We start from the raw sequence: 6170 nt of genomic DNA, 5'->3' as shown, positions 1-6170 counted from the left end.
GCAACCCGCCGGCTGATCCGCCGATCGCAGCAATGCGCTCCGGGTCGACCCAGCCGGATTCGGCCACATGGGTGGTCGCGTCCACGAAGTCCGTGAAAGTGTTCTTCTTCGCGAGCTTCTTCCCGCTCTCGTACCAGGTTCGTCCCATCTCACCTCCGCCGCGGATATGCGCGACGACGAAAATCACGCCTCGGTCCAGCAACGACAGTCGCGAGATGGAGAATCCGGGATCCATGCTGATCTCGTAGCTGCCATAGGCGTAGATGACTGCGGGGTTCATCCCGTTCTGCTCAAGGTCACGCCGCCGCAGGACGGACAACGGGATGAGCGTCCCGTCGGTGGCTGGCGCCCACTGGCGCTCCGCAACGTACTCCTCGGAGCGGTAGCCGCCGCGCACTTCGGTCTCCTTGCGCAGGGTCAGGACACCGCCGTCGAGCAGGTAGTCATAGACCCGGGGCGGGGTGAAGTAGGAAGCATAGGAGAGCCGGATCATGGGCGACTCGAACTCGGCACCGGCGAGGTTGCAGGTGTAGAGCGCCTCATCAAAGGCGGGCTCGATGGCCGGCTGCTGCGCCGGCGTTCCAAGGCCCTCCCGGGGCATGATCTGCACGCGCATGGTGGTGTCCTTGCGCACCGACACAAGCACGTGCGTGGCGGTGACGGTGGCGCCGTGGACGCGGACGGCGTCGTCGTGCTCCACAACGGTCAGCCACTCCTGCTCGGCCAGCGGGCGGCTGAACTGCTCGGCGGCAGCAAGGCTCACCATCGAGTTCTTCGCACCGCGGTCGTGGGTCAGCAGGTAGTGGAGCCGGCCCTCGACGCGCAGCGGCTCAGCTTCATACAGGACCCGCTCGGATCGCGGGATCAGTGTGACGAGGCCGGCGTCCTGGTTCTCAAGGTCCAGCACGCGGTACTCGCTGTACTCCGAGCAGCCGATGCCGATCAGCAGCTGCGTGCGGTCAGCGGACAGGTCGAACCCGGTCCACATTGCGACGTCATCCTCCTGGTACACCAGCTCGTCCTGTTCGACGGCGGTGCCCAGCCGGTGTGATTTCACCTGATAGGGACGCCAGCTGTCATCGACGACGGTGTAGAAGACCTGGGATCCGTCCGGCGAGAACGCCAGGCCGTAGAAGACGTTCGGGATCTCATCGGGAAGTAGCTCACCGGTGCGCAGATCCTTGATCCGCAGGGTGAAGCGCTCATCCCCAGCGTTGTCCACGCAGAATGCCAGCAGGGCACCGTCTTCGCTGACGGTGAGTCCGCCGAGCGAAAAGAAGGGCTTGCCTTCCGCTTCGGCGTTGCCGTCGAGCAGTACCTGCTCGCCGTCGACCGGCTGACCCGGCACTACTTCCGGCGGAGTCCAGTCGCGCGCGAGGTCGCCTGTGTCCGTAGCCCGGACCCGGCAATGGATGCTGTACTGCTTTCCCTCTTCCGTGCGGGAGTAGTACCACCACTCCTTCTTCCGGGCCGGGACGGAGAGGTCGGTTTCCTGGGTGCGGTTCTTGATCTCGTTGAAGATCTCCTGGCGCAGTTCCTCCTGACCGGCGGTAACCGCTTCGGTGTAGGCGTTCTCAGCCCGGAGGTGCTCCACGACCTCTGCATCATCCTTGGCGCGTAACCACTCGTAAGGGTCGATGAAGGTGTCGCCGTGGTGCGTGCGCTCGGTCAGGACCTTCTTGGCAACGGGAGGAGTGAGAGTCATGAAACTATCCTGCCAGAGGGCGGCGCAGGTCAGCTGGGCGCGGCCGCGGTGGATCCCCGGACGATCAGGTCCGACTCGAACAACGACTCCGTGCGGCTGCTGCGTCCGCCCGACAATTCCGTGAGCAGCGCCTGGACGGCCGCCTCTGCCATGCCGGCGACGGGTTGGCGGAGCGTCGTCAGCGGGGGATCAGTGAACGCCATCAAGGGGGAGTCATCGAAGCCCACCACGGATACGTCGTCGGGCACCCGCAGGCCCCGTGAGCGTGCGGCGCGGATGGCGCCGAGAGCCATGACGTCGGACGCGCACACGATGCCCGTGTGGCCAGTCTCCAAAAGCTCGACGGCGGCGCTGTGCCCGCCCTCGATGCTGAACATGGTGACGGCCGTGTGCTCTGACGGATCCGTCTGGCCGAGATGTTGCTCAAGCCCTACCCGAAAACCTTCGAGCTTCCGGCGACTTGGAATGAAGTGTTCAGGCCCGGTGGCAAATCCGACCTTCCGATGCCCAAGCGATGCGAGGTGGCGAACGGCGGTCTGGATGGCCATGGAGTCGTCATTCGCGATGGAGGGTGCATCGACCTCCGGCCGGGTGCCGTTGGTCAGCACAAACGGGATGCCGCGGGCTCGCAGCCGGTGATATCTCTCGACGCTTGCACGGCCATCCGCGTGTGCGGCGCACACGAAAATCAATCCGCGGACGCCTTGATCCAGCAGCAGGGAAACGTATTCATCCTCAGTGACGCCGCCGCCGGGGAGGGTGCACAGGGCCGGGATGAAGTCATGGGGGGCAACCAGCGCACTGATGGCTCCGGCGAAAGCGGGAAAGATCGGGTTCACCAGATCGGGCACCACAATGCCGATCTGCCCGTTCGCCCGGCCGGAGAGACGGTCCGGACGCTCGTAACCCAGATCGTCCATTGCGGTGAGGACGGCCTGCCGGGTCTCTCGTGAAGCGCCGCTGCGACCGTTCATCACCCGCGAGACGGTGGGGACGCTGACTCCTGCGCGGCGCGCAACATCCTCCAGCCGGGGCTTGTCGGTCAACGGTGGGAGCGTCACGGATCCATCCTATCTTCCGCGCGATCGACGGGTGAAACTTTCATGAAAATTTCAGTAAACCCTTGACGGTCATTCGGCCGCTTCCTAGGGTGAAGTGGCCTACTACCGAACCGGACGTGCAGTGAAGCGCGTCAAGGAGGATTCATGCACACCACCTCATCCATTCACCGCAGGCGACGGCGCTTCGCCGGGCTCGCTGCCGGTGTCGTGACCGGACCGCTACTGGTCAGCCTGATGCCTTTGCCGGCGCTTGCTGACCACAGCCCATCCCCGCAATCCGTGACCCTCGTGGGCTCGCTCCAGTCAGAGCTTGGGTGTGCCGGCGACTGGCAGCCCGAATGCGCCGCGACGGCCTTGAGTGAAGTCGCTGGGTCGCCGGGAATCTATAGCGGTACGTTTGAGGTTCCAGCGGGTGACTACGCCTACAAAGCAGCGCTCAACGGGAACTGGACCGAAAACTACGGCGACGGCGGCGCAGCAGGAGGAGCCGACATCGCCCTGACCTCGCAGGGAGGGCCGATCACCTTCACCTATAATCACAGCACCCACGTCATCACCAGTGACGTTCAGCAGTCCGCGATTGCCGGGGCTGCGGCGCATTGGCTGGCGCCGGGAACATTCGCCTGGGACTTGGATGAAGCGCCCGATGGTGCCTCCTACCGTCTTTACTCCTCGACAAACGGCGGCCTGGAGGTAGTGGACGGGGCGATAACCGGTGGTGACTACCTCAATCTGGAACGCAGGGGCGATGCACTCGATCCCGAGTTCGCTGCGGCCCACCCGCACCTGAAGTCTTTCGATTTCCTGACGCTGCCCAGGAAAGCGGCCGCTCAGGCAAGGAAGCTGCTCAAGGGAGAGTTGCTTGCCGTTCAGGTTGGCGCTGATGGGGCGGTGCTGCAGGCTACGCGCGTCCAGGTGCCGGGCGTCATCGACGCGCTGTACCCAAATGCTATGAAGCGCTCACTCGGACTGAGCTGGAAGGGTCCGCGCCCGCGCTTCGACCTCTGGGCACCAACTGCCCGCGAAGTCAGCCTCCACGTCTACCGGGAGGGTTCCGGCGGGGAAGTCCTGGCCAGCGTTCCCTTGAAGGAAGGGCACGACGGCGTCTGGTCAGTTTTGGGGGAAAAGAATTGGAAGGATGCGTATTACCTCTATGAGGTGGAGGTCTACGTACCTGAGACCGGACAGGTTGAGCGAAACCTCGTGACGGACCCCTACAGCGTCGGCCTGTCCACCAACTCCGAGCGCAGCCTGATCGTGAACCTGACGGATCCGCAATTGGCGCCTTCCGGCTGGAAGTCGCTCCAGAAACCGGCCCTCGCCCAGCCCGAAGACCTCTCACTCTACGAGCTGCACGTGCGCGATTTCTCGATCAATGACGCTACGGTTCCGGAGGAGCGTCGTGGAACCTACGCCGCCTTCGCCGAGAGGGACAGCGACGGCATGAAGCGCCTTGCGGACCTCGCGGACTCCGGTTTGAATGCTGTACACCTGCTGCCGGTCAACGACATCGGAACAATCGAGGAGCGCCGCGACGTACAGGCCGAGCCGCAGTGTGAACTTGCGAAGTTCGCCCCGGACAGCGAAGAACAGCAGGCCTGCGTGGCCGCTGTTGCGGGCAAGGACGGCTTCAACTGGGGCTACGACCCGCTGCACTACACGACGCCTGAGGGCTCGTACTCGACAGACCCAAGCGACGGCACCCGCATCCGCGAATTCCGGGAGATGGTCGCAGGCCTGAACACTGCCGGGTTGAGGGTGGTCCAGGACGTGGTTTACAACCACACCGCAGGCGCCGGGCAGGCCTCAAACAACAACCTCGACCGCATCGTGCCGGGCTACTACCACCGGTTGAACGCCACCAGCGGAGCTGTCGAAACCTCGACCTGCTGCCCCAATACGGCAACCGAGAACGCGATGATGGGCAAGCTCATGGTTGATTCGATCGTGACGCTCGCCCGCACCTACAAGCTTGATGGATTCCGGTTCGACCTGATGGGCCACCACAGCAAGCAAAACATGCTCGACGTGCGAGCAGCCCTCGATGAACTGACTCTTGAGCGGGACGGCGTGGACGGCAAGAGCGTCTACGTCTACGGGGAAGGGTGGAACTTCGGCGAGGTCGCAGACAATGCACGCTTCGAGCAGGCAACCCAGGCAAACATGGCGGGCACGGGAATCGGGACCTTCAATGACCGACTCCGTGACGCAGTGCGCGGTGGCGGACCCTTCGATGAGGATCCGCGTGTACAGGGCTTCGGCTCGGGCCTCCTGACGCAACCCAACGGTGCCGAGGTGAACGGCAGCCCCGCGGACCAGCGGGCCAGGCTGCTCTTGAACCAGGACCAGATCAAGGTGGGTCTGACAGGCAACCTCCGGGACTACAGATTCGTTGACCGCACCGGCGCCGAAGTGAGTGGAGCCGACATCGACTACAACGGCAGCCCCGCCGGCTACACCGCGGATCCGCAGGAAGCCATCACCTACGTCGAGGCCCACGACAACGAGACTCTGTTCGACAGCCTCGCCTTCAAGCTGGCCCCGGAGACGTCGATGGCGGACCGCATCCGGTTCCAGACGCTCTCGCTCAGTACCACCGCGCTCGGACAGGGCGTGTCCTTCTGGCACGCCGGGGGAGAAGCCCTGCGCAGCAAGTCCCTGGACCGTAACAGCTATGACTCGGGTGACTGGTTCAACCTTCTGGACCACACCGGGACGGAAAACGGATTTGCCCGTGGATTGCCGCCGCGCGCCGACAACGCCGACAAATATGAGTTCATGAAGCCGTTGCTCGCGGATCCGGCACTCAAGCCCGCACCGGCGGACATCGCCACGGCCCGGGAACAAGCGAAATCGCTCCTTGAGATCCGCAAGAGTTCGCCCCTGTTCCATCTCGGCTCTGCCGATCTGGTTCAGCAGAAGCTGTCGTTCCCCTCCGGTGGACCGGAGCAGACACCGGGCGTAATCGTCATGCACATCGATGACACCACCGGATCGGATGTCGACAGCGAGCGGACCGGCGTCGTCGTCGTTTTCAACGCATCCGACACGACGACCACGCAAACGGTGCCTGCCGCCGCGGGGCAGGCCTTCGCTCTGCACCGGGTCCAGCAGGGCGGCCCGGACGAGGTGGTGAAGGGTGCGGCCTTCGATTCGTCGACGGGCAGCTTTACGGTCCCGCCGCTGACCGTCGCTGTCTTCGAGGCGAAGTAAACCTCAGCAACTCGTGAAGGCCGGACAGCTTGACCAGCTGTTCCGGCCTTCACGTGTGTCAGACTCCTGCCAGTGTTGACTCTGAAGTCGCGTCGCCGATATCCTGAACGAACGGTCGGTAATTATTTCGGGCCGGCATATCGCCGGCCTCGCACAGTGAGGTGACCATCATGACAACCGCGACTGACACT

At 64.0% G+C, this 6170-nt stretch carries 3 protein-coding genes; 1 reads left to right on the top strand and 2 read right to left on the bottom strand.

Features of this window, described 5'->3' with window-relative positions; translation table 11 throughout:
* The coding region (locus RIF85_RS10440) for a prolyl oligopeptidase family serine peptidase (RefSeq protein ID WP_309071846.1) at nucleotides 1-1705 on the bottom strand (1705 nt) is incomplete at its 3' end.
* A 29-nt stretch (nucleotides 1706-1734) separates the two neighbouring features.
* The gene (locus RIF85_RS10435) at nucleotides 1735-2766 is read right to left on the bottom strand and encodes a LacI family DNA-binding transcriptional regulator (RefSeq protein ID WP_309071845.1); all 1032 of its coding nucleotides are present in this window, start codon (nucleotides 2764-2766) and stop codon (nucleotides 1735-1737) included.
* Nucleotides 2767-2910: 144 nt separating this feature from the next.
* On the opposite strand from RIF85_RS10435, the gene pulA reads away from it, so the two are divergent.
* On the top strand, nucleotides 2911-5979 hold the full coding sequence (pulA, locus tag RIF85_RS10430) for a pullulanase-type alpha-1,6-glucosidase (RefSeq protein WP_309071844.1): 3069 nt from the start codon (nucleotides 2911-2913) through the stop codon (nucleotides 5977-5979).
* The last annotated feature ends 191 nt before the right edge of the window (nucleotides 5980-6170 follow it).

The organism is Arthrobacter sp., from assembly GCF_031179385.1.
In the GTDB taxonomy this organism is placed as follows: Bacteria; Actinomycetota; Actinomycetes; order Actinomycetales; family Micrococcaceae; genus Arthrobacter_D.
This window is presented reverse-complemented; position numbering and strand designations above follow the sequence as displayed.

Coding starts and splice junctions, on each gene's coding strand:
- pulA (WP_309071844.1), top strand. CDS start 2,911: ATGCACACCACCTCATCCATTCACCGCAGGCGACGGCGCTTCGCCGGG.